This is a genomic window from Ralstonia flaminis (genome assembly GCF_958415495.1).
GTDB classification, from domain to species: domain Bacteria; phylum Pseudomonadota; class Gammaproteobacteria; order Burkholderiales; family Burkholderiaceae; genus Ralstonia; species Ralstonia flaminis.
Genome location: NZ_CATZLL010000001.1, coordinates 384,705 through 411,633 on the forward strand (window position 1 = coordinate 384,705; position 26,929 = coordinate 411,633).

29 protein-coding genes, 1 tRNA gene, 1 pseudogene and 1 riboswitch are annotated in these 26,929 nt (G+C 62.5%); of the genes and pseudogenes, 9 read left to right on the forward strand and 22 right to left on the reverse strand.

Annotated features, from left to right (window positions below; translation table 11 throughout):
• Positions 1-397 precede the first annotated feature (397 nt).
• Positions 398-1,717 (forward strand): annotated as a pseudogene (locus tag R2N11_RS01775) (NCS2 family permease); the annotation flags it as partial.
• 253 nt (positions 1,718-1,970) lie between these two features.
• Here R2N11_RS01775 and R2N11_RS01780 read toward each other — a convergent pair.
• Positions 1,971-2,609 (reverse strand): peroxiredoxin, encoded by a 639-nt coding sequence (locus tag R2N11_RS01780; protein WP_316679897.1) that lies wholly within the window; start codon positions 2,607-2,609, stop codon positions 1,971-1,973.
• Positions 2,610-2,888: 279 nt separating this feature from the next.
• Here R2N11_RS01780 and R2N11_RS01785 point away from each other — a divergent pair, with 279 nt between their 5' ends.
• The 3 genes from R2N11_RS01785 to R2N11_RS01795 all read left to right on the forward strand — a co-directional run bounded on the left by R2N11_RS01785 (position 2,889) and on the right by R2N11_RS01795 (position 4,267).
• Entirely contained in the window at positions 2,889-3,215 is a 327-nt protein-coding gene (locus tag R2N11_RS01785; protein WP_021195215.1) for an ElaB/YgaM/YqjD family protein, read from the forward strand.
• A gap of 141 nt (positions 3,216-3,356) precedes the next feature.
• A complete protein-coding gene (locus tag R2N11_RS01790; protein WP_199030014.1) occupies positions 3,357-3,734 on the forward strand; it encodes a phage holin family protein in 378 nt (125 codons plus the stop codon).
• Complete coding sequence (locus R2N11_RS01795) at positions 3,731-4,267, forward strand: DUF3318 domain-containing protein (protein ID WP_316679898.1); 537 nt, start codon at positions 3,731-3,733, stop codon at positions 4,265-4,267. Before R2N11_RS01790 ends, R2N11_RS01795 begins: the two co-directional genes overlap by 4 nt.
• A gap of 57 nt (positions 4,268-4,324) precedes the next feature.
• Here R2N11_RS01795 and R2N11_RS01800 read toward each other — a convergent pair whose 3' ends face one another.
• Positions 4,325-4,699, reverse strand: coding sequence for a hypothetical protein (locus R2N11_RS01800; RefSeq protein WP_316679899.1), 375 nt, complete (start codon positions 4,697-4,699; stop codon positions 4,325-4,327).
• A gap of 310 nt (positions 4,700-5,009) precedes the next feature.
• Here R2N11_RS01800 and R2N11_RS01805 point away from each other — a divergent pair, with 310 nt between their 5' ends.
• The 3 genes from R2N11_RS01805 to R2N11_RS01815 are packed head-to-tail and all read left to right on the forward strand — an operon-like array spanning position 5,010 to position 6,954.
• Positions 5,010-5,684 (forward strand): ABC transporter ATP-binding protein, encoded by a 675-nt coding sequence (locus R2N11_RS01805; RefSeq protein WP_316679900.1) that lies wholly within the window; start codon positions 5,010-5,012, stop codon positions 5,682-5,684.
• Positions 5,681-6,490 (forward strand): ABC transporter permease, encoded by an 810-nt coding sequence (locus tag R2N11_RS01810; RefSeq protein ID WP_199030011.1) that lies wholly within the window; start codon positions 5,681-5,683, stop codon positions 6,488-6,490. The genes R2N11_RS01805 and R2N11_RS01810 overlap by 4 nt, the downstream gene beginning before the upstream one ends.
• Positions 6,491-6,492: 2 nt before the next feature.
• Positions 6,493-6,954 carry an NUDIX domain-containing protein gene (locus R2N11_RS01815; RefSeq protein ID WP_199030010.1) on the forward strand — a complete coding sequence of 154 codons (462 nt, stop codon included), beginning with the start codon at positions 6,493-6,495 and terminating at the stop codon, positions 6,952-6,954.
• Here the strand turns inward: R2N11_RS01815 and R2N11_RS01820 are convergent.
• From R2N11_RS01820 to R2N11_RS01885, 14 genes are all read right to left on the reverse strand, one after another.
• Positions 6,951-7,865 (reverse strand): TauD/TfdA dioxygenase family protein, encoded by a 915-nt coding sequence (locus tag R2N11_RS01820; protein WP_316679901.1) that lies wholly within the window; start codon positions 7,863-7,865, stop codon positions 6,951-6,953. The two genes, R2N11_RS01815 and R2N11_RS01820, sit on opposite strands and share 4 nt — an antisense overlap.
• Positions 7,866-7,961: 96 nt before the next feature.
• Positions 7,962-9,134: an acyl-CoA dehydrogenase family protein gene (locus R2N11_RS01825; RefSeq protein ID WP_316679902.1), complete on the reverse strand. Its 1,173-nt coding sequence runs from the start codon at positions 9,132-9,134 to the stop codon at positions 7,962-7,964.
• A gap of 108 nt (positions 9,135-9,242) precedes the next feature.
• Complete coding sequence (locus tag R2N11_RS01830; RefSeq protein ID WP_316679904.1) at positions 9,243-9,734, reverse strand: nucleoside 2-deoxyribosyltransferase; 492 nt, start codon at positions 9,732-9,734, stop codon at positions 9,243-9,245.
• Between the two features lie 98 nt (positions 9,735-9,832).
• A tRNA-Lys gene (locus tag R2N11_RS01835) sits at positions 9,833-9,908 on the reverse strand.
• Positions 9,909-9,955: 47 nt separating this feature from the next.
• Positions 9,956-11,071 carry a YeeE/YedE family protein gene (locus tag R2N11_RS01840; protein ID WP_199030006.1) on the reverse strand — a complete coding sequence of 372 codons (1,116 nt, stop codon included), beginning with the start codon at positions 11,069-11,071 and terminating at the stop codon, positions 9,956-9,958.
• 4 nt (positions 11,072-11,075) lie between these two features.
• Positions 11,076-11,762: a 7-cyano-7-deazaguanine synthase QueC gene (gene queC / locus R2N11_RS01845; protein WP_316679905.1), complete on the reverse strand. Its 687-nt coding sequence runs from the start codon at positions 11,760-11,762 to the stop codon at positions 11,076-11,078.
• Between the two features lie 166 nt (positions 11,763-11,928).
• Positions 11,929-12,705 (reverse strand): tol-pal system protein YbgF, encoded by a 777-nt coding sequence (ybgF, locus tag R2N11_RS01850; RefSeq protein WP_199030004.1) that lies wholly within the window; start codon positions 12,703-12,705, stop codon positions 11,929-11,931.
• A 77-nt stretch (positions 12,706-12,782) separates the two neighbouring features.
• On the reverse strand, positions 12,783-13,301 hold the full coding sequence (gene pal / locus R2N11_RS01855) for a peptidoglycan-associated lipoprotein Pal (protein WP_021195228.1): 519 nt from the start codon (positions 13,299-13,301) through the stop codon (positions 12,783-12,785).
• A 29-nt stretch (positions 13,302-13,330) separates the two neighbouring features.
• Entirely contained in the window at positions 13,331-14,632 is a 1,302-nt protein-coding gene (tolB, locus tag R2N11_RS01860; RefSeq protein ID WP_199032789.1) for a Tol-Pal system beta propeller repeat protein TolB, read from the reverse strand.
• Positions 14,633-14,687: 55 nt separating this feature from the next.
• Positions 14,688-15,725 (reverse strand): cell envelope integrity protein TolA, encoded by a 1,038-nt coding sequence (gene tolA / locus R2N11_RS01865; protein ID WP_199032788.1) that lies wholly within the window; start codon positions 15,723-15,725, stop codon positions 14,688-14,690.
• A 37-nt stretch (positions 15,726-15,762) separates the two neighbouring features.
• A complete protein-coding gene (gene tolR, locus R2N11_RS01870) occupies positions 15,763-16,197 on the reverse strand; it encodes a protein TolR (protein ID WP_316679906.1) in 435 nt (144 codons plus the stop codon).
• Between the two features lie 19 nt (positions 16,198-16,216).
• Complete coding sequence (gene tolQ, locus R2N11_RS01875) at positions 16,217-16,909, reverse strand: protein TolQ (protein WP_199032786.1); 693 nt, start codon at positions 16,907-16,909, stop codon at positions 16,217-16,219.
• Positions 16,906-17,310 carry a tol-pal system-associated acyl-CoA thioesterase gene (ybgC, locus tag R2N11_RS01880; RefSeq protein WP_316679907.1) on the reverse strand — a complete coding sequence of 135 codons (405 nt, stop codon included), beginning with the start codon at positions 17,308-17,310 and terminating at the stop codon, positions 16,906-16,908. The genes tolQ and ybgC overlap by 4 nt, the downstream gene beginning before the upstream one ends.
• Before the next feature lie 90 nt (positions 17,311-17,400).
• Entirely contained in the window at positions 17,401-18,153 is a 753-nt protein-coding gene (locus R2N11_RS01885; RefSeq protein WP_316679909.1) for an SDR family NAD(P)-dependent oxidoreductase, read from the reverse strand.
• Between the two features lie 138 nt (positions 18,154-18,291).
• A riboswitch (ZMP/ZTP riboswitch) is annotated at positions 18,292-18,429 on the forward strand.
• A 131-nt stretch (positions 18,430-18,560) separates the two neighbouring features.
• On the opposite strand from R2N11_RS01885, the gene glyA reads away from it, so the two are divergent.
• Both glyA and nrdR read left to right on the forward strand, forming a co-directional pair.
• Positions 18,561-19,808 (forward strand): serine hydroxymethyltransferase, encoded by a 1,248-nt coding sequence (gene glyA, locus R2N11_RS01890; protein WP_021195235.1) that lies wholly within the window; start codon positions 18,561-18,563, stop codon positions 19,806-19,808.
• 131 nt (positions 19,809-19,939) lie between these two features.
• Positions 19,940-20,404: a transcriptional regulator NrdR gene (nrdR, locus tag R2N11_RS01895; RefSeq protein ID WP_316679910.1), complete on the forward strand. Its 465-nt coding sequence runs from the start codon at positions 19,940-19,942 to the stop codon at positions 20,402-20,404.
• A 34-nt stretch (positions 20,405-20,438) separates the two neighbouring features.
• Here the strand turns inward: nrdR and R2N11_RS01900 are convergent, their stop codons facing one another.
• From R2N11_RS01900 to R2N11_RS01925, 6 genes are read right to left on the reverse strand one after another with little or no spacing between them, the layout of a single operon-like run.
• A complete protein-coding gene (locus tag R2N11_RS01900; RefSeq protein ID WP_316679912.1) occupies positions 20,439-20,921 on the reverse strand; it encodes a type IV pilin protein in 483 nt (160 codons plus the stop codon).
• A 2-nt stretch (positions 20,922-20,923) separates the two neighbouring features.
• Positions 20,924-24,376, reverse strand: coding sequence for a pilus assembly protein (locus R2N11_RS01905; RefSeq protein WP_316679914.1), 3,453 nt, complete (start codon positions 24,374-24,376; stop codon positions 20,924-20,926).
• Positions 24,376-24,966: a pilus assembly PilX family protein gene (locus tag R2N11_RS01910; protein WP_316679916.1), complete on the reverse strand. Its 591-nt coding sequence runs from the start codon at positions 24,964-24,966 to the stop codon at positions 24,376-24,378. Before R2N11_RS01910 ends, R2N11_RS01905 begins: the two co-directional genes overlap by 1 nt.
• Entirely contained in the window at positions 24,963-25,703 is a 741-nt protein-coding gene (locus tag R2N11_RS01915) for a PilW family protein (protein WP_316679918.1), read from the reverse strand. Before R2N11_RS01915 ends, R2N11_RS01910 begins: the two co-directional genes overlap by 4 nt.
• Positions 25,700-26,275 carry a prepilin-type N-terminal cleavage/methylation domain-containing protein gene (locus R2N11_RS01920; RefSeq protein ID WP_430715403.1) on the reverse strand — a complete coding sequence of 192 codons (576 nt, stop codon included), beginning with the start codon at positions 26,273-26,275 and terminating at the stop codon, positions 25,700-25,702. Before R2N11_RS01920 ends, R2N11_RS01915 begins: the two co-directional genes overlap by 4 nt.
• Positions 26,266-26,802 (reverse strand): GspH/FimT family pseudopilin, encoded by a 537-nt coding sequence (locus tag R2N11_RS01925; RefSeq protein WP_316679919.1) that lies wholly within the window; start codon positions 26,800-26,802, stop codon positions 26,266-26,268. Before R2N11_RS01925 ends, R2N11_RS01920 begins: the two co-directional genes overlap by 10 nt.
• Positions 26,803-26,929 lie beyond the last annotated feature (127 nt).

Consider the following 26,929-nt stretch of genomic DNA (forward strand, 5'->3'; position numbering starts at 1 on the left):
GTTCTCTCCCCCGTGGTCTCCCAAGCGTTATACAAATTTGCAAATGATCGGGATACGTCTCGCCGCATGAATCGGCCGTGGGCGCCCGTCTATGCTTCGCACCAAGTGCCAGCGAATCGAATCACCGGCACTGCCCTCACACCGATAAAACGTGCGCGCGATCCATACGTAGATTGCAGCGCCACGCGACAAAACCAATCGCGAGACAACGGTCTGGAGAATGCCAGCGCGCGTACGCAGGCGCCCGAGCCGAACCAAAACCAGAACAGGGCGCCTCACGTTGTCGGTTCCGCTGAACCGGTCGACGCGGAGCTCTGCCAGGAGACAACCCACCATGGCTGAACAGTCCATTCCGTCGACGACGGAACTTGGCGCCGCTGGCATTGCCGATGCGCGTGCCGTTGATCGCTATTTCCAGATTTCTGCACGCGGCAGCACCCAGAAGCGAGAGGTGGTGGCTGGTATCACCACCTTCATGGCAATGGTTTACGCCGTGTTTGTCGTGCCCGGCATGTTGGGCAAGGCAGGCTTTGACACCAGCGCCGTGTTCGTCGCCGTGTGTCTGACCACCGCCTTCGGCTCGCTGCTGATGGGCCTGTGGGCCAAGCTGCCGATCGCCATCGGCTGCGCGATTTCGCTCACGGCCTTCATGGCCTTCGGCCTCGTGCTTGGTCAGAAGCTCTCGCCGGAAGTCGCGCTGGGCGCGGTCTTCCTGATGGGTGTGGTCTTTACCGCCATCTCCGCTACGGGTGTGCGCTCGTGGATCCTGCGCAACCTGCCCTCGGGCGTGGCGCACGGCACCGGTATCGGTATCGGCCTGTTCCTGCTGCTGATCGCGTCCAACGACGTCGGTCTGGTGGTCAAGAACGCCGGTCCGGGCCTGCCCGTGGCGCTGGGCCATGTCACGGCCTTCCCGGTGATGATGTCGGTGCTCGGCCTGGCCGCCATCTTCGGTATGGAGCGTCGTCGCGTACCAGGCGGCATCCTGATCGTGATCATCGCCATCTCGGCGCTGGGCCTGATCTTCGACCCCGCGGTCAAGTTCACTGGCATCTTCGCCCTACCGTCGCTCAGCTCGCCGGGCCATACCTCGCTGATCGGCTCGATGGACATCCGCGGTGCACTTTCTGCAGCTGTGCTACCCGCCGTGCTGGCACTGGTGATGACCGCCGTTTTCGATGCTACCGGCACAATCCGCGCGGTGGCGGGTCAAGCTGGCCTGCTCAATGACAAGGGCCAGATCATCAACGGTGGTCGCGCCCTGACGGCCGATTCGATCAGCTCGATCTTCTCGGCGTTCTTCGGTGGCGCTCCGGCTGCGGCCTACATTGAATCGACGGTTGGCGTAGCTGCCGGCGGCAAGACGGGCCTGACGGCCGTCGTGGTCGGCGTGCTGTTCCTGGCCGTGATGTTCTTCTCGCCGCTGGCTGGCCTGGTGCCGTCGTATGCCACGGCGCCTGCGCTGATGTACGTCGGTTTGCTGATGCTCTCGAGCGTGAGCAAGCTGCACATGGACGACATGGTCGATGCACTGGCTGGTCTGGTCTGCGCCGTGTTCATCGTGCTGACCTGCAACATCGTCACCGGCATCATGCTCGGCTTCGCCACGCTGGTGATCGGCCGTCTGGTGGCCGGCGAATGGCGCAAGCTGAACGTCGGTACCGTGGGCATTGCCGTGGCGCTGGTCGCGTTCTACGTCGGCGGCTGGGCGATCTGATCGCGCACTGAACCGTCTTCACAAAAGACAAACCGGCCAGACCCGCAAGGGCTGGCCGGTTTTGTTTTGCGCTCAGAACCTGTTCAGGATCCGTGGCGAGCGCCCCGAGGTTGATCCGAGAAGCGCAGCCGCACGTGGGTACGGCGAGCATCACAGGGCCAAGATCGGGCAGCGCAGTAGGATCATGGACAGGTTCAAACGCAAAAAACGCCCGGCACGAGGGCCGGGCGGCAATCACACTACCAAGGAGCCGTTACTTGTTGGGCTGCGGCGTCAGGCGCAGATACGGGCGCAGTGCCTTGTAGCCCTTCGGGAATTTCTGCTTGATGACCTCTTCATCCTTGAGCGACGGCACGATGACAACGTCGTCCCCGTCCTGCCAGTTACCCGGCGTGGCCACACTGTGATACTCGGTCAGCTGAAGCGAGTCGATCACGCGCAGCACCTCGTTGAAATTGCGCCCCGTCGAAGCCGGATACGTAATCGTCAGGCGAACCTTCTTGTTCGGATCGATCACAAACAGCGAGCGCACGGTAAAGGTTTCGCTCGCATTCGGGTGAATCATGTCGTACAGCTGCGAAACCTTACGGTCCGGATCGGCAATGATCGGGAAGTTGACCGTAGTGTGTTGTGTCTCGTTGATGTCGTTGATCCAGCCCTTGTGCGACTCGACCGAATCCACCGACAGCGCGATCGCCTTGACATTGCGTTTGGCAAACTCGTCCTTGAGCTTGGCGGTCAGGCCCAGTTCAGTGGTGCAAACCGGCGTGTAGTCCGCCGGGTGCGAAAACAGCACGCCCCAGCTGTTGCCCAGCCATTCATGAAACTTGATGCGGCCTTCGCTCGAATCCTGCTCGAAATCGGGGGCGATATCGCCCAAACGTAAAGACATCGTGTCCTCCATGCTCTGGTTGGGAACCACTATAGCCAGATTGCCATCCAACCAAAACGACTATAAATTCACAACAACATCACTTTTCGTCATTAGGCGTGGCATTTGCTGGCTAGAGGGTGGAAGGCACGCGCACATTGCCGGACAATGGACGAAGCCTTGATCCATCGCAGCGTGCGCGACGTGAGCGCTTGAAGTTTCGCAACGCCCACACATATGCTAGCGAATAAGCGCGTCGACATATTGGCAATTGAACCACCCGATACCAAGGACCCGACCATGACGAACACATCCCCCAACCTGGCCGAATCCGTTAATAAGGAGAAACTGATGACCGACGTGAAGACCGTTCTGTCCGACGCCGAAACCCTGCTCAAACAAGCGGCCTCCTCCAGCGGCGAAAAAGCCGCCGAGTTGCGCGAGCGCGGCATGGGCATGCTGCGCCAAGCCAAGGAAAAGGCGCAGGACCTGCAAGACGCCGTTGTCCACAAGAGCAAGGCGGCCGCACGTGCCACCGATGACTACGTTCACGATCATCCGTGGCAAGCTGTTGGCGTGGCGGCAGGCGTGGGCCTGCTGATCGGTCTGCTGCTCAACCGCAAGTAATCCGCAGCTGTCTTCCTGGCCGATGGCGCGCTCTTTTGCGGATCGCGCCATCGGCCAGTTGCATTCTGGCGGTCCCGCCATGGGCATGGTACGTGCTGCATTGGCAGTCACGCCCCTCGCCTCGTACCCTCCGGAACCTTCATGACCGACGACACCAGCCCGAAGCTGTTCGCCTCCCTGAAGACACTGGCCGGCACGGTCGTCTCGATGCTGCAAACGCGGCTCGAATTGGCGAGCGTCGAACTGGCCGAAGAAAAAGACCGGCTGCTCGGTGCAGCCTTCCTCGGGATGCTGGCAGTGAGCTTGATCGCACTGTCCATCATGACCCTCACGGCGCTCATCGCCATCCTGTTCTGGGACACCTACCGTTGGCAGGCCCTGGCGGTCATGGCGGTGCTCTATGCACTGGGCGCTGTTGGCTGCCTGTGGAAGGTGCGCACGTCGCTGCGCAACGCGCCACCGCTGTTCGAAGCCACACTGGCCGAACTCGACAAAGACCGGGAGATCCTGCGCCGATGACCGATCCGACCCAACCGACGCCATCGTCCAACCCGAGCCCCGAACACGAACCCGCCCATAGCGCGCGGCACCATGTGCGGCCGTCCCGCCGTGGCGCCGAAGGCCGCTTGCCGCTAGCCGTGCGCAAGGAACTGTTGCTTACCCGTGCCGCGCTGGAGCGCTACGACTATGCACAAGCCCGCAACGACGTAAGCCGCGCCACCAGCCGTACCTTCAGCTTGGGTGGCCTTGGTGCGCTATTGCCGAGCCTGATCCGCCCGCTGGCGCGCCCGAACGGCCTGATGCGAACGTTGGGCATTGCACGTGAGTATCCGCTGGTCGGTACGGCACTCTCGCTGGCCTATGCGGGGCTGCGGCATACCGTGATTGGCCGCATTACGCGCCGACTCGGCAAGGTCGGACTGGTGGCCGGGGCGGCGTGGTGGGGCTATCGCAAGTGGCAGGAAACGCAAGGTGGCCAACCCGGCGCTGCCGCGACCACTGCCACGCCCGACAACGAGGTAGACGAGATCATTCCGGGTAGCACCTCCTGAAGCTGCCCAGCAAAAAGGCCGGATCACTCCGGCCTTTTTCTTTGCGACAGATCCGTGTCAGTGCAACGGGATCGGATGCCGCATGCGCTCCCAGCGGCGGGCCATGCTTTGGCGCAGTCCAGCCAAACCATGCGGATGCCCTACAGGCTCCGATGCCGGAACAGCATCTGCTGCAGCTTGCGCTGTCACTCCGGTGTCATGCGCGACGTGCCGCCGGCCATGCCACATCAGCGCGCCGCTGGCTGTCCAGCCGATCACGAACAGCGTATCGCCCACATGCGCGAGCGAGTCAGGCGACGTGCCCGCATGAAAAATATCACAGAGCATGTCGGCAGGCAGTTGGGCACAGATCCACAGGAAAATCGCCGGGGCCGATGCAAAGACCCCGGGTTGCCACCACGGATGCGCCACCTGAATCTTCTCGGTTTCCATGGCGCCCTCCATCGCTTCTTGTGATGCTTCGATGCTATGCCCGGCGTGCGTAAATGGCGACCCTTCCGTCACTGAATGCGATGTCGGATTCGTCCGACATCCACCGGGCGCCGGGGCCTGCAACATCGTCCGTTCAGGTTAAGGGCCATCCCGCATGGCATGCGAACCGCATAGTGGCGCGGCAACCGCAAGTCAGGCGTGCCAGCGCTGAAGAGATTTAAGTGGAGGAGCACCCCACCCGCTCATATGCATAATGCATAAAAGCACCGCATTGATGCCGTACCGTACGCAACACGCTCTGCCTCACGTCATGCTGACCGCCATCGACCTCCACCGCCGCGACATGCGTACCGGTGCCACGCTCCTGCACCCCACTTCGCTGGCTGTGCGGACGGGAGAACGCATTGCGCTTACCGGACCATCGGGTGCCGGCAAGAGCGTGCTGCTGCGCGCGCTGGCCCTGCTTGACCCGGTCGATGACGGTCATGTGACATGGCGAGGTGAGAGGATTGCCGCGCGCGCCGTCCCGGCCTATCGCTGCCAGGTCGCCTACGTGCGTCAGCGCCCCGCGCTGCTGCCGGGCACAGTGGAAGACAACCTCCGCCTGCCCTATCAACTGCATGCACGTCAGGGGCACGCTTCGTTTGACCGCGAAGCCGCCGTTACCATGCTGGCCCGCGCCGAGCGCGATGCAAGCTTTCTCGACAAGACCGCCACCGACCTTTCCGGCGGCGAGGCGCAGATTGCCGCACTCGTCCGCACCCTGCAAACCGGCCCCGCCGTGCTGCTGCTCGACGAGCCGACCGCTGCCCTGGACCCTGCTTCTGCGCGCGCCATTGAGGCACTGCTGCTGCATTGGTTTGCCCAGGCGCCCGACCAGCGCGCCTGGGTGTGGATCACGCACGATCCGGAGCAGGCCGCGCGCATCGGCCGGCAGCACTGGCGCATGGAAGCCGGCCGACTGAGTACCGGGGCGACACGATGAACGGGCAGGAACTCACGCTCTCAGCCTGGCAGGTCGGCATCGCTGCGGCGCTGATCCTCATCAACGGCGCGCTGTCGATCGGGCTGGGTCTTGGGCTGGAGCGACGCCTCTCGTGGGCAGCCGTGCGCACCGTCGTACAGTTGCTGGCCATCGGCTTCGTGCTCGAATGGGTGTTCGCCCATGCGTATTGGGCGGTGGTGCTTGGTGTGGTTGCCGCCATGACGCTGATTGCGGGGCACGCTACCGGTAGCCGCGGCGCGCGCGGCTACGCAGGGCTGCGAATCGACGGGACGCTGTCGGTGTTCGGCAGCACGTGGCTGATCGGCGCGATCGGGTTGATCGTCGTGCTGCGCGCGCAGCCGTGGTACGAACCGCAGTACGCCATTCCGATCATGGGGATGATTCTGGGCAACACGCTCACGGGGGTGGGCCTGGCACTGGAGCGTATGACCGGCGAGCTGATCGCTACACGTGACCAGGTGGAAACGGTGCTCGCGCTGGGCGGCACGCGCTGGGAGGCGGCACGCAATGCTGCACGAACCGCTGTGCGCGCCGGCTTGACGCCGATCATCAATCAGATGTCGGTCGTGGGCGTGGTAAGCCTGCCGGGCATGATGACGGGTCAGGTGCTGGCCGGGCAGTCGCCGCTGGAGGCCGTGCGCTACCAGATCGTCATCATGTTTTTGCTGGCGGCCTCCTCCGGGCTCGGCACGGTGGCGGCCGTACTGCTCGCCTACCGGCGCCTGTTCAACCGTGACCACCAGTTGCTGAGCGCACGCATCGTGCAGCGCGGCGGGGGCAAGTAGCCATGCCGATCGCCCTGTCCTGTGGTCTTGTGCTGCTCAACGAAGATGCCGAGGTCCTGCTCGCCCACGCCACAGAAACGCGCCACTGGGACATCCCCAAGGGCGCCCCCGAACCGGGCGAGAACGACCGCGATACCGCACTGCGCGAGACGCGTGAAGAAACCGGCCTCGTGCTCGATGGCCACGCGCTGATCGAACTCGGCCGCGTTCCGTTCCGGCGCGACAAGGAGCTGCACCTGTTCGCCACACGCCTGCGCCGCGCAGAGGTCCGGCTCGACACGCTGACCTGCACCTCGATGTTCAACAGCTATCACACGGGCCGCCTGATCCCCGAGATGGATGCGTACCGCTGGGCCAACGCAGACGAGGTCTCACAGCACGCCAGTCAATCCCTCGCACGGCTCTTCGCGCAGACGCTCACGCTCGCAAGCATTGATGCACGTCTGCGCGAGGCAGGACTTTAGACGGGGACGTCGCCCTCGATCGTCGTGCGGTGCAGCGTGCGGCGATACGTGTCGGGGCAGCCCGGCGCGAAATGGATGGTCGAGCGGTTGTCCCAGAACAGCATGTCGCCCGCGCACCATTGGTGCGTGTAGACGTTGTCTGCGCAGACGCTGTGGGCGAAAAGCTGTTCCAGCACGCTGGTGCTCTCATCTTCGGGCAGGCCAAGGATGTGCGAGGTGAAGCCTTCGTTGACGAAGAGTGCGCGCTTGCCCGTCTCCGGGTGCGTGCGCACGACCGGATGATCGACCGGTGGCACAGCATCGATCTGCGCCTGCGACAGCGGCGGGCGCCAGTTCGACAGCACACGCAAGCGCTCGTAGCGGTCCACGTACGAGTGCACTGCTCGGCGGCCTTCAATCACGCGCTTGAGTTCGGCGGGCAGCGTATCGAACGCGCGGACCATGTTGGCAAACAGCGTGTCGCCGCCCTCCTCCGGCAGCTCACGCGTCAGTAGCAGCGAGCCCAGGCTCGGCAGCGGCTTGTACGAGAGATCCGAATGCCAGTCGCGCCCGGCATCTCCCAAGCCGATCGGCTTGCCGTTCTCGACCACGTTGGAGACGACCAGGATTTCCGGATGCCCCGCCAGATGAAACTGATTGAGCACATGCACTTGCAACGGGCCGAAGCGACGGCTGAATTCGACTTGCGACTGCGGTGTGAGTTGTACGTCGCGGAAGACAAGCAAGCCATCGTGCGCAAGCCACGCCTGGCGAATCGCAGCGATGTCTGCGTCGGTCAAGTCGGCTGCATCGGCCAGACCGAGAATCTCCGCGCCGAGCGGTGCCTCAGGCAGACGACGAATGTGGAAGCGGGTGGTGCGAACGGCTGGCGCCTCTGGGGCAGCCGGAGTGGCAAGAGCAACGTCGGACATGATGTCAGTAGAGAGTTCACGGCAGCGAACGAATTCCACATTACACCGCCCGCGCCGGCCACCCGCCAACGAAGGAAAGCGCAGATCGATACGCGCTTAGCCGTACACCGTGGCGTCCGGCAGGATGCCTTCCAACGCGTAGCGGCCGATGGCGCGCAGTTTGTAGTCGAGCGGATCGTGCAGTGTGTGCGTGCGCGCGTTGCGCCAGAAGCGGTCCAGGGCGAGTGCGGCCTTGGTGGAGCGCGCGCCCGTCGCCTCGAACATCTCCTGGCTGATGAACAACGCGGCACGATGCGCGGCCACCTTGGCCTCGGCGGTGGCGAGCGAGACCTCGGCGCGCTCATCGGCGGTGAGCGATACACCCTTGCGCCACGCGCGGTCCAGCCGCTGGATGGCGCGAGCGGCCAAGGCGTCTGCAGCAAGCCATTGCACACGCATCTCGCCAAAGCGCTGGATCTGATAAGGGTCGTCCGCCGCACGCTCCACGCCGGAGGTGAGCCACGGCCGCGACGCATGCAGCGTGACCTTGCGCGCCTCGTCCAGCGCGCCTGCGGCAATGCCGGTGTAGAGATTGACCAGCACGTTCTGCGCAACGCACGAACGCAAGGTCTGATAAGGCGTAAAGACGTTTTCAGGCCCCGCCAGCACTTCGTCTTCCGCCACCTGCACGTGGCGGAACTGCACCGTGGCGCTATCGGTCTGGCGCTGGCCGATGGGATGCCAGTCATCGCGCACGGTGATGCCGTAGCGCGCAGTCGGCACCACGGCCACGATCGACTTGCCGCTCGCCTCGTCATGGCCTGACACCACCATCATGTTCGAACCCAGCGTGCCCGAACAGAAACCCTTCTCCCCATCAAGCACCCAGCCGCTGCCGGAGCGCTGCGCGCGCAGCCGATGATCGAGCGGATTGACGGCGTTGCCCCACCACCAGCCAAGCTCCGCCGTCGGGCGAAGAAAGCGCTCACGCTGTGCATCGGAGCCGTACAGATACACCGTAGTGGTCTGCAAGTACTGGAAGGCCAGCAGATGCCCGAGCGAGCTGTCGACCGCGGCAATGGCCCGCACGACAGCAAAAGCATCGGCCCAGCCGGCGCCCGCACCGCCGTACTGGGTGGGAATCACCAACGGCAGCAGACCTGCACGTGCAATCGCCGCCTTCTGGTGCGCCGCATGACCGCCTTGCTGATCGCGTTGCGCAGCAGTGGAGGCCAGTTCGGCCAACAGGTGTGTGAGATCAGGGGGTTGATGCAGGTCGTCGAGCTTCATGCGGTGCCTCGTCCGGGGGATTATCCGGTGCAGGCACTATACGGATAGCCTCGGCCGCCCTGAAGGAAGCAATCCGCATACGCATATCGGCCGCGCAACTATGCGCAACTACGCGCCCGCGTAATGCGCACGCATCTGCTCCAGGCACGCGCGCGCATCGCCCACCACCGAGCGGCTGCTGCACGCGATCATCAGGTTGCGCGGCAGGCCGAAGTCCTCCACTGCCCAGCCGTCGGCGTCACTGCCTTGGATGTTGGGCACCTGCGCGAGGAGTGGCACGGCAGGCACGTTGTAGCACCACACGTCTTTGCCGCACGCGATGGCATAGCCGATTTCGAAGCACGTGCCAGAGTCGGGCTCGTGGCCGCGGAAGTCTGCCACGTTGGCCATCACGGCATCGGCCGAATCGATCAGTGCGATGTTCTGTCGGTAGATCTCGGCGGCGGTCGCCGGACCGTTGGCTTGTGGGGCGATCGCATTGTCGAGCGGGTACAGGCCGGTGAAGCCGAAGTCCGCGCACAGTTGCTTCAGGGCTTCGCCATATACAACCGGTTGCGAGCGGAAGACATCGGGGCCGGCGAGATAGAGGCGCAGGGACATGGGCGTAGACCAGTGAATGACACGCGCAGGGACGACGCACAGGATAGCGCCACACAAAAGACAAAGGGCCCGACATTGCTGTCGAGCCCTCTGAAATTTGGTGGGTCCTGCGGGATTCGAACCCGCGACCAATAGATTAAAAGTCTACTGCTCTACCGACTGAGCTAAAGACCCCAAAGACCGCGATTATAGGAAGATAACAGCGATTCTGTCAACGCCTGTCAGACTAGGCGTTCCATCCGCCACATCTGATAGCGGAACGCCAGCACCGCGCCGATCACAATACCCGCCAGCGCGATGAATGAGCCGATTGCCAACGTCGACACGCCCGACAGTCCCTGCCCGATCGTGCAGCCCAGCGCCGTCACACCGCCCACCCCCATCAGGATGCCGCCGATGATGTGATTGCCGGTGTCTTCAGCACTGGCAAAACCTTCCCAGCGGAACGTGCGCGTGGCCAGCGCCACCACGGCGGAGCCGGCAATCACGCCCAGCACGCTCACGATGCCCACCGTCAACACGCGCGACGTATCGCTAAAGAACATCAACCACTCCAGCGTGTACGACACGGGGGCGACGAAGCTCAGCGCCTCCATGCGGCCGCTGTTGGTGGCGAGGAACGCCTCCTGCAACGTGTTCGGATCTTCCTGCACATAGCCGAGGTGGCCCGACACGTACCACATGGCCACGATGATGAGCCCGACGCCGACACCGCCGAGCAGGTTGTCGACCGTGCGGAAATCACGCCCGAGCAGCGCCCACAGCGACAGCACCCCGCCAATCACCAGCGCGAGTGCCAGACGCAGCGTGCGCACATCGACCGACAGCGCATGGCCCAGCACGCTCGGCAAGTCCTGCGAGGTCGGCAACGTGACCACGACATTGTCGACGGTCGCCACGCGCACCACGCCAAACACGCCCTTAAGCGTCATGTACGCCGACAACCCGAGAAACACGAACACCACCACCGACTTGAGATTGCCGCCGCCGATGCGCACCAGCGTCTTGCTGCCGCAACCCGAGCCCAGCACCATGCCGAAGCCAAACAACAGCCCGCCCACCAGCGACGACAGCCACAGCAGCTTGTTGGCCGTGTAGATGGTCTTGCTCGTATCAATCAGGCCCAGCCAGCTTAAGCACCCCGTGCCGATCATGGCCACGCCAATGGCCAGCACCCACATGCGCACGCGGCTCCAGTCGCCGATGTTGATGGCGTCGGACACCGCGCCCATTGTGCAGAAGTGCGTGCGCTGCAATAGCGCACCAAACGCAAAGGTGAGCGCAAAGGTCGCCCACAGCACCGTGTGGGAGAGCGCGTTGAGATCGAGTTCGGGCATGGCGTCAGACGTAGCGCGTCGGGTCAGGCACGCCGGCAGCCTCAAAGCCAGCCTTGCGGATACGGCACGAATCGCATACGCCGCAGGCACGACCTTCGTCGTCAGCCTTGTAGCACGACACCGTCATGCCATAGTCGACGCCCAGTCGCGCACCGGCCTGGATAATCTCCGCCTTGGTCATGGCGATGATGGGCGCGTTCACGCGGATGCGCTCACCCTCCACACCAGCCTTGGTGGCCAGGTTGGCGAGCGCCTCGTAGGCAGCAACGTATTCTGGGCGGCAGTCCGGATAGCCGGAGTAGTCGACCGCATTGGCACCGAAGAACAGGTCACGCGCGCCCACAGCCTCGGCCCAGCCGAGCGCCAACGACAGCATGATCGTGTTGCGCGCCGGCACGTAGGTGATGGGAATACCTGCGTCGGCAACTGCGTGCGCGCCATCGGTCGGCACATCAAGGGTGTCGTCGGTCAGCGCGGAGCCGCCGAACTTGCGCAAGTCGAGATCGACGATCTCGTGACGCACGGCACCGAGCGCAGCCGCCACCTTCTTGGCCGCTTCCAGCTCGGACGAGTGGCGCTGGCCGTAGCGCATCGACAGCGCGTAGGTCTCAAAGCCATCGGCATTGGCCATGGCGAGCACGGTGGCGGAGTCCAGCCCGCCGGAAAGCAGGACGATGGCGCGTTTTTTCATGGGCGAAGCCTTGTGGAGCACATCAGAGGAAGGCCCTCATTTTAACGCGCCATCACCTTCCCCGCGCCCAGGACCGCACATGCCGGCCATTTGCGACCGACCATGAAAAACGCCCGCCGATGCAGCCACGGGCGGGCGTCGATTCACAACAATGATGATTTGCCGATCAGCGCATCGTCTTCAGACGGCTTTCGGCAGTCTTGGCCTGCTCGCTGCCCGGATACTGGGCAACCACCGATTCCAGCGTCTTGCGTGCGGCGGCCTTCTGGCCCGATTCACCCTGGTTGGTTGCCACCTGCAGCAGCGCATCGGCCGCCTTCGGGTGCTGCGGGTTGGCGCGCGCCATGCTCTCCAGCACGTAGCTCGAACCCTTGTAGTCACGCTGTGCATACAGCGCGTTGCCCAGCCAGAACTGCGCCAACGGCAGGTACGGGCTCTGCGGATACTTCTTCACGAAGGCCGAGAACTGGTTGCCTGCCCCCTTGAAATCACCGCTCTGGAAGCGCTTGAGTGCGGCGTCATACTCATCCTTCTCGCCGGGCTGGACCGTGCCTTCGCGGCCTTCCACCGTGGCCTGCTGCGGTTCGAACTTCTTCAGGCGCGCATCGAGGTCGGCGTAGTAATCCTTCTGCTGCTTGGTCAGCGTGTCGACGGAATTCTGCAGCACCTCGTTCTGACCACGCAGGCGCGCCACTTCGGACTTGAGGGTCTCGATCTGGTTCTGCGCGTCGATCAGGTTCTTGCTGTTCTGGTCGATACGCTGTGCCGCGCTCGACTGGAAGGTGTTGAACTTCTCGCGCATGTCGATGATGGCGCGACGCGCCTCATCGTCGTCAAACACCCCTGCCGCCGCCGGGCCGGCCATGGTCAGGGCGCCACCCGCAACAAGCGTCGCCATCAGGATGGCCCGACGCATGGCGTCATACGCGCGCTGTTTCATCATCGTATTCCTGTGATTGCCAACGTAAGAACGCCGGCCGCAGCATCGCAGCCGGCGCGTCCAACCTCAAACCGTGCCGATCAGTAAACGATGTCGGCGCGGCGGTTCTGCGCCCACGACTCTTCGTCGTGGCCGGTAGCCTGCGGCTTTTCCTTGCCCAGGCTCACGGCTTCCATCTGGCTGTCAGGCACGCCCATCGACGACAGCGCGCGACGCACGGCCTCGGCACGCTTCTGGCCCAGCGCCAGGTTGTACTCGCTGGTGCCGCGCTCATCGGTATTGCCCTGGATCAGCACCTTGCGCTGATTGTGCGACTGCAGGTAGCGCGAGTGCTGGCCCAGCAAACCTTGGTATTCCGACTTGACCGAGTAGCTGTCGAAGTCAAAGTAGATGCTGCGCTTGGCCAGCGGGCTGTTCGGATCGGTCAGCTCGTCACGGCCCACGTCCACCGGGGTGACCGTGCGGGTGTCGGCGCCCGTGCCTGCACCGCCCGTGCCATTCTTGGCGGTGTCATCCAGCTTGACGCCCGAGCTGCAAGCGCCCAGGGCCAGCAGCGTGGCAATCGCTGCGAGTTTGATCATGGTTTGGGACTTCGACATGTCCGATTTCTCCTAAAGGAACGGCTTCGTTATTGCATGAAAGGGCCCCATGCCGGCTCACGAACTTCACCGGCCTGGAGGGAAAGAATCTGACGCGTACGGCCGTCGGTCGACACTGCTGCCAGCACTGTCTTGCCGCCCACGCGTGTGGAATACAGGATGAACTTGCCGTTGGCGGCAAAGCTCGGGGATTCATCGTAGGAGGTGTCCGTCAGCGCGTTCACGTCGCCGTTGGTCAGGTCCTGCGTGTACAGGCGGAACGCACCACCCACGCGCGAGATATACGCCAGCAGCTTGCCATCCGGCGACACGCGCGGGCTCGTGTTGTAGCCGCCCTTGAAGGTCACACGTTGGGCACCGCCCGCCTCTTCGCCATCAGCCGACATGCGATAGATCTGGGGGGCGCCTCCACGGTCGCTGGTGAAGTAGATCGAGCGGCCATCCGGCGAGAACGACGGTTCGGTATCGATGGCGCTGCTACGGGTCAGGCGGCGCAGGCCTGAGCCATCGGCATTGACCACGTAGACCTGCGTATTGCCATCACGCGAAAGCGCCACCGCCACGCGGCGGCCATCGGGCGACCACGATGGCGCGGAGTTGTTGCCCTTCTGGTTCGAGATCACCGTGCGGCGACCCGCCACCAGATCGTGCACATACACCACCGGCTTCTTGAGCTCGAACGACACATACGCGACCTTGGTGCCGTCCGGCGACCACGACGGCGAAATGATCGGCTCGTTGCTGGTCAAGGCGACCTGCGGGTTGGCGCCATCCGAATCGGAAATCTGCAGCTGATAGCGACGGCCCACCTTCGACACATACGACAGGCGCGTCGCAAACACGCCTCGTTCGCCGATCAGCTTCTGGTAGATGTAGTCGGCAATTTCATGCGCAGCCAGACGCAATTGCCCTGGGCCGCGCGTGAGCGACAGACCACCCAGGCTCTCGCCCTTGGCGGTGTCATACAGGCGGAAGCGGATCTCGTAGCGGTCACCATTGCGCGTGACGGTGCCGCCCACGAAGGCAGCAGCGCCACGCGTCTTCCAGGCACCCAGATCCGGGGCCGGATTGTCCGGCACCACAGCGCCGGCCACATCCACGTTGGAGAAGCGCCCGCTGCGAACCAGGTCAGCCCGAACGATGGCCGAGAGGTTCTGCGGGGCTTCCGCCTCGCCCTGGAAGTTAGCGATGGCGATCGGGTACTGGCTCGATCCGACCCCCGAAATCTCAACGTTGAGCTGGGCGTGGGCCACACCAGCGCATGCTGCAGTCAGCAGCAATGCCTGCGCGGCTCGTCGGAAGATCGGAATCCACATCTTCATCATGTTCATCGTCCGTATCAAATCTGTGAACCGAAGCCAGCGCCACTCGGGCGACGCCAGCGCGTTATTCCTTAGGTCGGAACGTCAGGTTGACGCTCGACGGTGCCTTGCCGTTGGTATCGCGCGGCAGCGGGTCGGAGCGATCTACAGCCCGCAGCACGGCTTCATCATAGGCGCCGTTGCCACTCGACTTGGTCAGCCGCTTGGACAGGATCGAGCCGTCCGGCGCCATCGTCACCGCCACCACTGCTGCCGGGTTGCCGCTGATGGCGCCCGGGTCGAATACGATGTTCGGCTTGACCTTGGCGCGCACGCGCTCGGCATACCCGGCAGACGCCGTACCGCCCGTGCCCTGCGCATTGCCAACACCGCCGCCCGAGCCCTCCGCCTTGCCGGCACCACCTGCCAGAGCCTGCATGCGCGCCAAATTGGCGTTGCGCTGGGCATTGGCCTTCGACTCGGCAGCCTTGCGCTCTGCATCAGCCTTGGCCTTGGCATCGGCCGCAGCCTTGGCCTTCAATTCCTTCTGCTTGGCTTCAGCGTCCGCCTTGGCCTTGGCTTCTGCCTGGGCTTGCAGCTGCGCGTTCTTGCGGGCCTGTGCTTCAGCGGCAGCCGCCTTTTCCTTGGCCTGCTGTTCGGCCTGGGCCTTGCGTTGAAGTTCCGCCTGGCGGGCCTGCTGCTCCTTTAGCTGCGCCTGGCGTTGCGCTTCGGCACGATCCTCAGCGGCGCGGCGGGCGAGTTCAGCCTGACGCGCGGCCGCCACAGCAGCCGCTGCGGCCGCAGCTTCATGCTCACGCTTCTTGCGCTGCTCCAACGCAATGTCGGCTTCCTCTTCCACCTTCGTCGGCGGCGCCTTGATAACGGGCTCCGGCTTGACCTCAGGCGGAGGAGGCGCCGTCTGGACGGCCTGCTGAACGGCAGCCTCGTCCCACAGTTCAGCTTCTTCACCACGCGGTGTGCTGCTCTGCCACTGCACGCCAAAGTACAGGAAGGCGATCAGCAACAGATGCGTGAGGACTGCCAGTCCGAACGCGCGCAGTGTGCCGCGCTCGCGAACAGGCTCGTAACGATGCAACGCAGGGCTCAACGACCTTGTAGCCATGACGTTCAGGTTGCCTCGCCCGGAAACATCTTCGCGTTCATTGCGACTTCACCATCAGGCCGATGCGCTTGATGCCATCGCCCTTCAATACGCTCATCACCGTCAGCACGCGGTCGTATTGCACGGCTTTGTCTGCGGCGATGACAACTGGCTGATCAGGGTTCTCGTCGGTACGCTGCTTGACGAAGGCGCGCAACTCATTGTTGTTGGCGAGCTTCTGCTCGGTGGCACCCGAGCCCGTCTTGATGCGAGCAAGGATCGTGCCGTCGCCCTTGATGGTCACGACGATGGGCGGTTGGGTCTGCTGCGGCGTAGCGTTGGCCACGGTCGGCAGGTTGACTACACCGGGGTTCACCACGGGCGCCGCCACCATGAAGATGATCAGCAGCACCAGCATCACGTCGATGTACGGAACGACGTTGATGTCGGCCTTGGCCCGTCGGGCGCGGCGCGTTCGCTGGATGGTAGCCATAGCGATCCGTCCTTAGCGCTTAACGCGTTTGGCGCTGGAGGATGTTCGAAAACTCCTCCATGAAGCTCTCGAACCGGTTGGCCAGACGGTCTATCTCGGTGGCGTAGCGGTTGTAGGCAATCACTGCCGGAATGGCCGCAAACAGGCCGATGGCCGTGGCGACCAGCGCTTCAGCAATACCCGGCGCCACCGCAGACAGCGTGGCCTGCTGCACGTTGGAGAGGCCGCGGAAGGCGTTCATGATCCCCCACACCGTGCCGAACAGGCCGATGTACGGGCTGACCGAGCCGACCGAAGCCAGGAACGGCAGGTGCGATTCGAGCGAATCCATCTCGCGCTGGTAGGCGGCGCGCATGGCCCGGCGGGCAGCATCGAGGATGGCGCTCGGGTCGCCACCGCCGCGCTGCTGCTCGCGCGTCTTGAGGTATTCGCGCATGCCAGCCTCGAAAATGCGCTCCAGCGCACCCGTCTTGTGGCGGTTGTTGGCCGCGCTTTGATACAGCGCATGCAGATCGCCGCCGGCCCAGAAATCGCGCTCGAACGATTCGGTCTGGCTGCGCGCGGCGCGCAAGGCAAAGGCTTTGCGGAAGATGTACGTCCAGGAGAACAGCGACATCACCAGCAGCAGGCCCATGACAAACTGGACCAAGAGACTGGCGTGCAGCACCAGCGAGACGATCGACAGATCTTGTGTGACCTCGACGGGATTCATGCGGCAGCTTTGATGGTTGCGAGTACGGGAGCGGGGATCGGGGTCGGCCGGAATGTGAGTCGGTCGACACACCCAACGCGAATCGAGCCTGAGGCGAGCAGAACGTCGCCGCGCCAACCTTCCTGGGCAAATTGGACCGATGCCGGCCCGACCCGTTCCATACGCGAACGGATCTGCACCAGATCATCCAGGCGGGCAGGTGCGCGGTAGTCCACAGCGGTGCTGCGCACCACAAAAATGGCCCCGGCCGTGTCGGCCAGCGCCTGCTGGTCGACCCCGAGCGCGCGGAGCCACTCAGTGCGGGCGCGCTCAAAGAATTTCAGATAGTTGGCGTAGAACACCACGCCGCCTGCGTCGGTATCTTCCCAATACACGCGCAGGTTCCACTCAAAAGAAGACATCCGGCGATTTTACCAAGGCTCATGTGACGGCCAGCCATCCACCGGCCGGCCGAGGGCTTGCACGCTGCGGCAAACCCAGCATGACACGACTTAAGCCATACCTCGCGTCAGGCTCGTGGCCGAGAATGACTGGCAAACGGGCATGAGCTCGATTGCGTTGACATTGAAGTGCGCGGGCAGCGCCGCCATCCAGTAAACGGCCTCGGCGATGTCGTCGGCGGTCAGGGCCTCGGTGCCTTCATAGACCTTGCCCACGCGAGCATCATCGCCCTTGAAGCGGACGTTGGAGAACTCAGTGCCCGAGCACAAGCCCGGCTCGACGTTCGACACGCGCACACGCGTGCCGGTCAGGTCAGCACGCAAGTTCAGCGAGAACTGGCGCACGAACGCCTTGGTGGCGCCATAGACGTTGCCGCCCGGGTATGGGTACGTCCCGGCGATCGAACCGATATTGATCACATGGCCGCGGTTGCGCTCGACCATGCCCGGAAGTAGCGCACGCGTCACATGGACCAGGCCGGAGCAGTTGGTGCCGATCATGCGGTCCCAGTCGGTCAGGTCTGCGCGCTGGGCGGGCTCCAGGCCTAGCGCCAGGCCGGCGTTATTGACCAGCACGTCAACCTCGCGCCAGCCCTCGGGCAGCGTGCCCGGCAACGCGGCGACAGCGTCGGCGTCCAGCACATCCAGCACGAATGGCAGGAGCGCGTCGCCAAGCTCGGCCTTGAGCGCATCCAGGCGATCCTGGCGGCGACCGGCAGCGATCACGCGGTGACCTTCCCGCACGAAGCGTCGCGCAATGGCTGCACCGAAGCCGGCCGTCGCGCCGGTCACGAATACGATCATGGAATGTCTCCAAGCCTGAAAAAAGCGAAAAACAGAGTTTACCTGAAGCGTTGCCGCCTGTTGCGCTGCAATGTGCTTGGACAAGCGCCCCGCGCCTTGCGGCGCTCAAGGGGCTGTCGTACACTCGCGGGCAACCATTCCACCTTGCGCGACTGGCGAATCCCGGGCTGCACATGAAACGTGCGGCAAACTCCGGCAGTGGGCACCGACCACGAGGAAGCGCAAGGTTTCTGGCGTCATGCACAACGACGCCTGCCGCTCGCCTGGGCAGCGAATGGGAAGCAGGGTGACTTGGGCACCTGGCTGCAACGGCCTGAAGCAGGCGGATGCAGTTGCCCGAGCCGCGCGCGTTTCCCCGCCTCGCCCGACCATCGCCTTTTCCGTTTCGTTTTTGACAGACACTCGCCATGTTCGAACGCAGCCGCTATACGATCGACCAGATCGATCCCGAGATCTTTGCCGCTATCCAGAAGGAAAATCAGCGTCAGGAAGACCACATCGAGCTGATTGCCTCCGAGAACTACACCTCGCCGGCCGTGATGGCCGCGCAGGGTTCGCAACTGACCAACAAGTACGCCGAGGGCTACCCCGGCAAGCGCTACTACGGTGGCTGCGAGTACGTGGACGTGGTCGAGCAACTCGCCATTGACCGTGTGAAGCAACTGTTCGGCGCCGAAGCTGCCAACGTGCAGCCGAACTCCGGCTCGCAGGCCAACCAGGGCGTGTTCTTCGCCGTGCTCAAGCCGGGCGACACCATCATGGGCATGAGCCTGGCCGAAGGCGGCCACCTGACGCACGGCATGGCGCTCAACATGAGCGGCAAGTGGTTCAACGTGGTCAGCTACGGCCTGAACGCCCAGGAAGACATCGACTACGACGCGCTGGAAGCCCTGGCTCAAGAGAAGAAGCCGAAGCTGATCATCGCTGGCGCATCGGCCTTTGCGCTGCGCATCGATTTCGAGCGCATCGGCAAGATTGCCAAGTCGATTGGCGCGTACTTCATGGTGGACATGGCCCACTACGCCGGCCTGATCGCCGCGGGCGTGTACCCGAACCCGGTGCCGCACGCTGATTTCGTGACCACGACCACCCACAAGAGCCTGCGCGGCCCGCGCGGCGGCGTAATCCTGATGAAGGCCGAGCACGAGAAGGCCATCAACTCGGCCATCTTCCCGGGCATCCAGGGTGGTCCGCTGATGCACGTGATCGCCGGCAAGGCAGTGGCGTTCAAGGAAGCGCTGTCGCCCGAGTTCAAGGCCTACCAACAACAAGTGGTCAAGAACGCCGCCGTGATGGCAGAAACGCTCATGGCCCGTGGCCTGCGCATCGTGTCGGGCCGCACCGAAAGCCATGTGATGCTGGTCGACCTGCGCGCCAAGAACATCACCGGCAAGGAAGCGGAGAAGGTGCTGGGCGACGCGCATATCACCGTCAACAAGAACGCGATTCCGAATGACCCGGAAAAGCCGTTCGTGACCTCGGGCGTGCGCCTGGGCTCGCCGGCGATGACCACGCGCGGCTTCAAGGAAGCCGAGGCCGTGAAGGTGGCGCACCTGATTGCCGACGTGCTGGACAACCCGCACGATGAAGCCAACATTGCTGCCGTGCGCGCCAAGGTAGCTGAGCTGACCAAGCAGTTCCCGGTCTACGCCTAAGCAGTTGGCAATGGCCGCGGCACATGCGCCAGCGGCCACGTAGTACCCTTGCCGCGATGCGCCCCGAGCGGGCCGTCGCGGCGTTGTTCTTTTAGCGCAGTGCGTTCTTTGAGGTTTCTCAGGAGACCGGCATGAAATGCCCGTTTTGCGGCCACGCGGCCACCCAGGTGATTGAGACCCGCATGTCTGAGGAAGGCGATACCGTGCGCCGGCGCCGAAAATGCGAGTCCTGCGACCGCCGGTTCACCACCTACGAACGCATCGAGCTGTTTTTCCCGGCCGTCGTCAAGAAGAACGGCAGCCGCGTCGACTACGACCGCAACAAGGTCAAGGATTCCATGCGCCTGGCGCTACGCAAGCGCCCTGTTTCCGCCGAGGCCATCGACGAGGCCATCGCCCGCATCGAAGAAAAACTCCTTAGCCACGGCGAGAAGGAAATCGGCAGCGACCGCGTGGGCGAGCTGGTGATGCGCGAGCTCAAGCGGCTGGACAAGATTGGGTATATCCGGTTTGCGTCGGTGTACCGGAGTTTTGAGGATCTGGCGGAGTTTCGAGACGTGCTGGATGAGGTTTCCGCGCCGAACATACGCAAATAAAAAGAGGCCCCGAGGGGCCTTTTTTGTTACCAACTTACCAGCACTGAGCTGATGTGGTGCCAGTAGCCGTACCGGTGTTGTTCTGCACACCGAGCTGGTTGATGGTGTACGTCCCGCATGCATCCGCTGTTTGTGGGCTAACCGGAACGGCGGAAGCGGAATAGCCTGGCGCTGCTGTTCCGCTGGCGCCTGCCGTCCCCGTTACCGCTACATACATTTGGTAGTACGACTGTGTGCCGGACTGAATCGCCAGCGGGAAGCTGGCACCGCTGGCATAGCCGAGCGCGGCAGGCGAGCTAGTGTAGTTGTTCTGCAGTGTAAAGAACCGCTCCTGACGAGTCGCTAGATCCAGCAGCGCCGTCTTAGCATCCGCGCGGTGTGACTTGAGAACGTACTGCTGATAGGACGGATACGCGATCCGCGCCAGGATGGCGATGATCGCCACCGTGATCATCAGCTCCATCAATGAAAAACCACTCTCGTGACGTGGCAAGGCAGATGTCGTAGTTCGATTCATGATTAACGCAGCTTGGTCCAGGTCATGCGCGCACCGACACCTGCGGCACTTGGGTTGATCTGGTTGACCGTACCCGTACCGTTCACGGTCTGCTGCACCAGATACGGCAGTTTGTTGGCGGTCACGATCGACGGCGTACCCGTACCGCTCAGGCCGATGCCGCTGACGATGCCACCGTTGTAGGTCGGGAAGTTGTTGTTGTTGTCACCGAAGAACGAAGCCGTGCCTGCCCCGCCAGATGCAACGGAGATCGCCATGGTGTAACCCGACGCCGGAGTCGACGTACAGGACAGAATCTGCTGCACAGCCGGAACTGTCGTATTGACGATGAACATGCCGTAGGCCAATGTCGGGTTGTAGACGACCTGTTCATAGTTTGTGACCGCACTCGAACCCGAGCCCGTCGTGGTGCTGGGCAGCATAAGCTTCCAGCCATACTGCGTGTTTGCGTTGGCAGCACTACCGCATGCAGTTGAGCCAACCCAGCAAACCTTACCGTTACTCACAGTTCGGTACGATGGCGTCGTCCCGGAACTGGTGGAGGTGGCCGTGATGGTCTGCGTCAACAGTGTTGATGCATTCACGGTCTGCGATCCGGTGAGCGTCGCGTACACCGCAGATGCGGGTGCCTTGCTGTTCCAGGCGCTCATGTTCCAATCCCAGACGCCATACAGCCACTGTGACGTACCACTTGCGTAGGTGGCCGCATTTGTTTGCGTCTGCGGGAACGCTTGGCCGGTGCCGAAGCTGACCAATACACGCGCCGCACCGGTGCCGGTACCGGGAATCGCCGCCACAGCCACTTTGCTGGTAATCGGTTGCCCGGCGGGCGTCGAGAACAGCGGCGTGGTGGATACGTTCCATTGCGCCGGAGTTTGCGAGGTCAGATCGAAGCGCCAGACGTTACCGAAGGCATCGCCAGCATAGACATAGTCCGTAATGTGATCACCATCCAGATCAGCAGGCGTGACGTAGGCGATACCGTTCTTGTTGTTCTTGCCCAGCGGGTCCTTGCTAGGTCCGTAGCCGGTGTCGAGGTAATAGAACGACGTCGTCCCATCGCTCGCGACCAGCATGACGTACAACCCCGCACTGCCATTCGGGCTGTTCAGGCCATTGCCAAACAGCACGGCCCAGTTGCCATTGTGCAGACGGCGGATGACCGGCGTGCCGTAGGTGTTGCCGAGGTAGCCAGCACAACTGTTGGTCCCGGTGTAGTTGGTACACGAGAGGTTCGACGGCGACCACTCCTTGATGACCAGCGAGCTGGCATTGCCCTCACTAAAGTTCGCCGGGTTGGTGATATCAAGTGCGTAGATTGCGCCAGTGCCGGCAGAGGTGTTATTGCCAATAATGCCACCAGCGTTGCCGCCACCACCCAACCCGCCAACCAACCATGTATGCCAAGCGCCGCCGTAGTAGAGCTCGCCAGTGCCCGGTGTCGCATCCACAAACAGATTGTGCGCGTACGACGGTGAACTGAAATCCAGATTGGCGTTGGTACTGTTATAGATAGTACTCAGGGCAGCAGCCGGCATGTAGGCCAGCACCTCTTGCCCATCGTTCGGGGTCGTCGCCGTTGTGAAATTGCCATTGGTGTCGTAGCTGCCCGCACGGAAACCATGCAGCATGCCGTCGTTGGCGCCCACATACACCACGTTTGCACGCGTCGCGTTGTTGGTCGTAAAAAGCGCGTAGCTGCCGGCCGGCTCGGGTGGCGTTACCGTCGGGTAGAGAGCATCAACCCACGGGCCGTTATACGGCGCCGACGGTGCGCCAACCCAAGTGGGACTGGAGTTCATGATGTCGCCCAGCACACCATTGCGGGTGCGGAAGGCGCCGCCGTTGCTGACCTCATAGGTGCGGGCCCCGCGCAGATACTGCTGACGAGGGCTGCTAGCGCTGTTGGCGGAGCCGCTGTCCAATGCAGTCTTTTGCGCGGACGTCAGATTGGTCCATTGGAAGGGCACCCCGCTGGAGCCATTCCAAGTCAGAATGCTGCGCGCCGTCGGTCCTTGTGCGGTCACGGTCGCAGTCGAGCTAATTGCAGGGCAAGCGCCGCCCGTCAGGTTACAGCTGGCATTCCAGTTGGCGTTGGTAGCAATGGACACAATCCCTGTCGTGGGATCCATCACCAAATTCTGCGCGGTCAGCTCACCCCACCAGTTCGTCGGGTGGTAATAAGCCAGGTACACCTGGGTGCCTGCCTGTACACGCGCCGACTGTTGCACGTTGGTGCCGGCAGAGCTACTGGCCTGGCCCACTGGTGCAGCCTTGAAGCAGGTGATTTCGTGGACATTGCTACCGCCGCCGGTACCCGCAGAGAAGCCAAATCGGAATGAAGAAGGCAACGGTCCATTCGAAGCGGTAATACTCTGCTTGCTCAGCACCGTCTGCGCAGTGCCGCCGTTTACGCTGTATGACAGACTCAGCAAACCATCTTGCGTGATTGTGAGTGCGTAAGTAATCGGCGTTGCACTACCCCGCACCGCATTGCTGCCGCCGGAAGAGTTCTTTCCTGCAGCCTCCTGGCTGTAGATCGTGACGTTGTTGCCGAGCGTACTGCCAGTGATGTAGTTGTAGTTGTAGGGAATCTGCTCGGTGGTTTGATTGCCGTCGCCAATTGAATACCCGTTCGCGTCTTTTTGAGTCTTGCCGCTGAAGTTATAGAAATATCCCGCCGCGCACGTGCTCTGGACAGCGTTGGCTTGTGTCGTACTCAGACTCGACGCGGGATAGTATTTCGCGTAGTTGGTGGACAGGTTCGCCCAATTGGTGTTGCCGGCGCCCCGCAAGCTGATACGGCTTGGGATTGCACCAGCACCACCATTGGTATTGGCACCACTGCTGGTGTTGTCATTCGAGTTCGAGAAATTGCCGAACTCGTCAATCCCCACGCCGATGTAGCCGCCCTGAACACCATCATAGGTAGGGTTACCGTTCGAGCAGCTGTAGCCGAGGCTCCCACCGAGCGCCCCCACCGTTGCCGGCTTCGAACCGTCCGCCAGGAAGAAGCTGATGCCATCGGCACCAGACGCCTGTTTTGAAGCGTTCTTATAGGCGTTACCCCCGTAAGTCACGGTCGTAAATGTGACCTGCAACCCCTGGTTGGTCGGGAACGTAAAGTTGGAAACCACCGCACCGGTTTGGTTGTTGCCGTTGCTTCCGGTTGTGGTGTCACCGTTGGTCAATCGCAAAGCGCCTTGCCCAACAGCGTCGGGCAACGTTCCGTTCACGCCACCCACCAGCGTTGTACCGCTGTAGTAGCTCAATCCTGAGCACGCCGGGATCGAACCGGTGTTGTTGCCTGCCGTCAGACACGCGCCGTTCAGGCTTTGCCAGTTGTAGGAGGAAGACACCCCGGTCAGGTTGTCACTAATGACCAACTGCGCCCGTGCAGCCTCCGGCAGCAGCGCCGCGGTCGCCAACAGAACAATTCGTTGATTTTTCTTCATCACTGTTGCCCCAGATCCTTAGCGCCGGAACTAATTCGATAGGTGCTCTGCACTACTGCAGCAGTCATTGCATCACCGCCGTAGCCATAGGCGGTGATCGCGTAAAGTTGAGAAAGCCCGTTCGGGGTCAGGCCGAGGTAGTTGATATACAGCCCCGGAATACCCGCATAGTTGATATCCCCAGTGGGTGAGCTCGCCCCGGCCATGCCACCACCGCCGTTCGCCGTCATTGATGGCGGCAGGTACGTTGACCCAACGCCCCAAGGTAGCGCCGTGGGAGTCAGCAACCCGATATTGCAGACCCGCATATTTGCCAGCGTATTGCCGTTGTTGACCCCAGTACACGTCGTGCCGGTCGAGCCATTGCCTTGCCCCAGCCACCATTCACCGTACTGAAGCGCGCTCTGCGCGGCCTCAAGCGCGCGTTGCTTGTCGCGCGTATTCGCTGCAATTTTCTCTTGCAGGCCAAAGCTGCGAAACATCCCCACAGCAAACAGCGTGAGCACAAGTAGCAGCAGAAGCCCGACGATGAGGGTATAACCTCGCTCGCGTTGCCTGGGCATCGTAGAAAAACGCATCGTCATGCTCATGGCTGGTTCTTCAAACTGATGGTCTGCACCCACGTTGAGCCATTTGCCTGCCCGACCTGATTGCCAAACTGCGTCGTAAACTTGAGCGTGACTTGAACAGAGTGCACCTGAGCCCAATAGCCCCCCGCAGTCACCTGTGCCGCCGTCAAGTACGAGTCGTTATATCCGTTGCCGTTGGTGTCGGTGCCGTACAGCACTGACAACCAAGTCACACCACTGACCAGCGGTACTGTGGTCGGTGTACCGCCGGAAACGGTCAGCGTGCACTGCAGCTCGTTGTTGGGGCTAATAGACAGCGTGTTGACGTAGACCTGCTGGCTGCCTGTCGTGTTTGCCTGACCGAGACAGTTCATGTTGCCGTCGCCGCTGGCGGTAGCGAATTGCGTCGTCAGCGTATCGGTGCCGGCACTGGCGCCCGTTGTACCCGTCATCACCTGCGCCGCCGAAAGCGAGCCAGAAGCAGGCAGCGCTGAGAGCGCCGTATTGATCACCGGATTGGGGAAGTAACCAGCCTGCTGCACAACGTTGGTAAGAATAGTTAGCGCCAGCCGTTCACTGTCCTGCAACTGCGCAAGCTGATCCTGGCTCGTAAACGTCTTTTGCATGTTCACGAACATCACCACCACGCCGCTCATGATGAACAGCGCGATCACCATGGCGATCAAGATCTCGACCAGGCTCGTGCCAGCCTGTCGGCGCCCCGACCGCATACGAGGAGTCATCGATTTGGCGTTCATGGCTGGACGTAGACCGTAAAGCTCTGCTGTGTCGTCGGCGCTGCAGCGGCGGCAGCCGAAGCCGTCGAACTGTTGACAGCAATGTATTTCTCATTCCAGGTCACGGTGATATTGCAGTTCACCGGCACGCCTACGGTTGTGGTGCAGTTAACCGTGGCGCCATAGCCCGGGAAATTCCCGTTCATCGTGCTGGCCCATTGCTGAACGTCATACGCGGCCAATTGCTGTGGCGTACACGGGCTCCCGGTCAAGCACTGGCCGGGGGACAGTGTCTGGTTCAACACGTTCGAGCTGTCTGTAATGACCGCACCGCTCGCCGTACTATTCACACTGAATGTCGCGGGAGCCGTGCCGCCTGCCGCCCAGAAGGCGCGGTTGCCATGCATGGCTGCAGCCAGACTCTCCGTCTGCAACGCCACCAGCGAGCGCACGCGCGAGATCTGTGTGTTGCCCACAGCTGCAGCCTGAATCTTTGCCAAACCCAGCAGACCAACACCAACCACCACCATCGTGATCAGCGCTTCAATCAACGAAAAACCGGCCGCCTGACGACACATCATCCTCAACTGCATGAGCCCATCCCCCGTGTCTGCACAACCTGTCGGCCGACCATGTTGATTGCCACACAACGGGTTGCATTGTTGTTGACCGGTGCCGCAGTATGGAGCGTCATCGTGATGGTGCCGGTCGGCAGGTTCATCGCGAAGCCATCACGACCGTAGGTGAACGCTGACATCGCTGTGCTGGGCCTGAAGGTATCGCCATTCGTAAGCGGTGCGCGCACACGCAATGGCACGTCACTGGTGGAGTCAGTCGTACCAGAGCCGTTGACATCGTTGAACACGATCCAACCAGCCTCCCAGTTACTGGTATTGGTGGTATTGCACGAAGTGCCGTTGGACGATGGGCATAAGCTGACCGGCAGCCCCCGCTTGATCGCCTCGCTGCGGGCAAACTGCAAATCGTTGACCAACGAGTTGGCTTCCGCCTGCAAGCGGACCTGCTGCGTCAGCCCGACATACGACGGCGTTGCAATGATCGCCAAGACGGCCACAATGGCCAGCGTCACAAGCAACTCAACTAGCGAAATACCGCCCATGCGGCTCGAACGAATGCAACCGGCGCGCCCCCGCACACCGCTTAGCCCATTCGGATGCGACATATCTGTATGACTTTGGCTGTGAGGCAACATGTTGTCGGCACGAACGCCGACACCATCGTCATGC

Excerpts from the sequence above, each read along its gene's own strand:
- R2N11_RS01780 (WP_316679897.1), bottom strand. The coding sequence starts at position 2,609 with ATGTCTTTACGTTTGGGCGATATCGCCCCCGATTTCGAGCAGGATTCG.
- R2N11_RS01785 (WP_021195215.1), top strand. The coding sequence starts at position 2,889 with ATGACGAACACATCCCCCAACCTGGCCGAATCCGTTAATAAGGAGAAA.
- R2N11_RS01790 (WP_199030014.1), top strand. The coding sequence starts at position 3,357 with ATGACCGACGACACCAGCCCGAAGCTGTTCGCCTCCCTGAAGACACTG.
- R2N11_RS01795 (WP_316679898.1), top strand. The coding sequence starts at position 3,731 with ATGACCGATCCGACCCAACCGACGCCATCGTCCAACCCGAGCCCCGAA.
- R2N11_RS01800 (WP_316679899.1), bottom strand. The coding sequence starts at position 4,699 with ATGGAAACCGAGAAGATTCAGGTGGCGCATCCGTGGTGGCAACCCGGG.
- R2N11_RS01805 (WP_316679900.1), top strand. The coding sequence starts at position 5,010 with ATGCTGACCGCCATCGACCTCCACCGCCGCGACATGCGTACCGGTGCC.
- R2N11_RS01810 (WP_199030011.1), top strand. The coding sequence starts at position 5,681 with ATGAACGGGCAGGAACTCACGCTCTCAGCCTGGCAGGTCGGCATCGCT.
- R2N11_RS01815 (WP_199030010.1), top strand. The coding sequence starts at position 6,493 with ATGCCGATCGCCCTGTCCTGTGGTCTTGTGCTGCTCAACGAAGATGCC.
- R2N11_RS01820 (WP_316679901.1), bottom strand. The coding sequence starts at position 7,865 with ATGTCCGACGTTGCTCTTGCCACTCCGGCTGCCCCAGAGGCGCCAGCC.
- R2N11_RS01825 (WP_316679902.1), bottom strand. The coding sequence starts at position 9,134 with ATGAAGCTCGACGACCTGCATCAACCCCCTGATCTCACACACCTGTTG.
- R2N11_RS01830 (WP_316679904.1), bottom strand. The coding sequence starts at position 9,734 with ATGTCCCTGCGCCTCTATCTCGCCGGCCCCGATGTCTTCCGCTCGCAA.
- R2N11_RS01840 (WP_199030006.1), bottom strand. The coding sequence starts at position 11,071 with ATGCCCGAACTCGATCTCAACGCGCTCTCCCACACGGTGCTGTGGGCG.
- queC (WP_316679905.1), bottom strand. The coding sequence starts at position 11,762 with ATGAAAAAACGCGCCATCGTCCTGCTTTCCGGCGGGCTGGACTCCGCC.
- ybgF (WP_199030004.1), bottom strand. The coding sequence starts at position 12,705 with ATGATGAAACAGCGCGCGTATGACGCCATGCGTCGGGCCATCCTGATG.
- pal (WP_021195228.1), bottom strand. The coding sequence starts at position 13,301 with ATGTCGAAGTCCCAAACCATGATCAAACTCGCAGCGATTGCCACGCTG.
- tolB (WP_199032789.1), bottom strand. The coding sequence starts at position 14,632 with ATGAACATGATGAAGATGTGGATTCCGATCTTCCGACGAGCCGCGCAG.
- tolA (WP_199032788.1), bottom strand. The coding sequence starts at position 15,725 with ATGGCTACAAGGTCGTTGAGCCCTGCGTTGCATCGTTACGAGCCTGTT.
- tolR (WP_316679906.1), bottom strand. The coding sequence starts at position 16,197 with ATGGCTACCATCCAGCGAACGCGCCGCGCCCGACGGGCCAAGGCCGAC.
- tolQ (WP_199032786.1), bottom strand. The coding sequence starts at position 16,909 with ATGAATCCCGTCGAGGTCACACAAGATCTGTCGATCGTCTCGCTGGTG.
- ybgC (WP_316679907.1), bottom strand. The coding sequence starts at position 17,310 with ATGTCTTCTTTTGAGTGGAACCTGCGCGTGTATTGGGAAGATACCGAC.
- R2N11_RS01885 (WP_316679909.1), bottom strand. The coding sequence starts at position 18,153 with ATGATCGTATTCGTGACCGGCGCGACGGCCGGCTTCGGTGCAGCCATT.
- glyA (WP_021195235.1), top strand. The coding sequence starts at position 18,561 with ATGTTCGAACGCAGCCGCTATACGATCGACCAGATCGATCCCGAGATC.
- nrdR (WP_316679910.1), top strand. The coding sequence starts at position 19,940 with ATGAAATGCCCGTTTTGCGGCCACGCGGCCACCCAGGTGATTGAGACC.
- R2N11_RS01900 (WP_316679912.1), bottom strand. The coding sequence starts at position 20,921 with ATGAATCGAACTACGACATCTGCCTTGCCACGTCACGAGAGTGGTTTT.
- R2N11_RS01905 (WP_316679914.1), bottom strand. The coding sequence starts at position 24,376 with ATGAAGAAAAATCAACGAATTGTTCTGTTGGCGACCGCGGCGCTGCTG.
- R2N11_RS01910 (WP_316679916.1), bottom strand. The coding sequence starts at position 24,966 with ATGAGCATGACGATGCGTTTTTCTACGATGCCCAGGCAACGCGAGCGA.
- R2N11_RS01915 (WP_316679918.1), bottom strand. The coding sequence starts at position 25,703 with ATGAACGCCAAATCGATGACTCCTCGTATGCGGTCGGGGCGCCGACAG.
- R2N11_RS01920 (WP_430715403.1), bottom strand. The coding sequence starts at position 26,275 with ATGCAGTTGAGGATGATGTGTCGTCAGGCGGCCGGTTTTTCGTTGATT.
- R2N11_RS01925 (WP_316679919.1), bottom strand. The coding sequence starts at position 26,802 with ATGGGCGGTATTTCGCTAGTTGAGTTGCTTGTGACGCTGGCCATTGTG.